At 53.2% G+C, this 735-nt stretch carries 2 protein-coding genes; one reads left to right on the top strand and one right to left on the bottom strand.

Annotated features, from left to right (window positions below):
* Nucleotides 1-305, bottom strand: a 305-nt coding sequence (locus AWU74_RS06900) for a (d)CMP kinase (protein ID WP_187150917.1), incomplete at its 3' end; no start/stop codon positions are given.
* A gap of 101 nt (nt 306-406) precedes the next feature.
* Here AWU74_RS06900 and AWU74_RS06895 point away from each other — a divergent pair.
* Nucleotides 407-735, top strand: a 329-nt coding sequence (locus tag AWU74_RS06895; RefSeq protein WP_238580222.1) for a glutamine synthetase beta-grasp domain-containing protein, incomplete at its 3' end; no start/stop codon positions are given.

The following is a 735-nucleotide window of genomic DNA, read 5'->3' as shown; positions in this document are numbered from 1 at the left end:
CGGCGGAGCGGCACAACCGCAGATACGGCGGACACCTGTGCGTCGACTGCGTCAGAATGCAACTTATCTTCAACATCCTCGCCGTTTATCACGAGACACGAATGTGCGTATTCTATAGAAAGGCTTTTCGCAAGCGCAGTGAGCGCCTGCTCGTCAGTCGGATTAATCGCATTACGGAGCGCAAGCAACGTTATGCCGCGATAAAAGCTCCCTGAATTCAGAAACGCATACCCTAAAATCCCTGCAATCCGTTTGGCAACCGTGCTTTTTCCCGACCCTGCCGGACCGTCGATAGCTATGACCATATGGGGAGTATAGCGGTTTTTTTTAACTGCGGAAAGCCGTCTCGGCAAATAGGCAAGCGCAGTTTCGCAATTGCCGCTATCCGCATTTTAAGATACAATCTGTGCAGAAGGACAAAATGAAGTATACCCGAAAACACGTCTTGCAATACACTGCGGAGAACGATGTCAAATTCATCAAGCTGTTTTTCACCGATATTTTGGGCTTTGTCAAAAGCGTGTCGATAATGTCCAACGAGCTGGAGCACGCCTTTGAGTCGGGCATTTCGTTTAATGCGGCGTCGGTGCGGGGGTTTGCGGGCATGAACGCCGCCGATTTGTATCTGTCGCCCGACTCCGACACGCTTGCCGTCCTTCCGTGGCGTCCCCAGCAAGGACGGGTGGTGCGCTTGTTCTGCAACGTGGTGAACCCGGACCGCACGCCGTTCGCGGG

This window comes from Treponema endosymbiont of Eucomonympha sp. (assembly GCF_001028545.1).
This window is presented reverse-complemented; position numbering and strand designations above follow the sequence as displayed.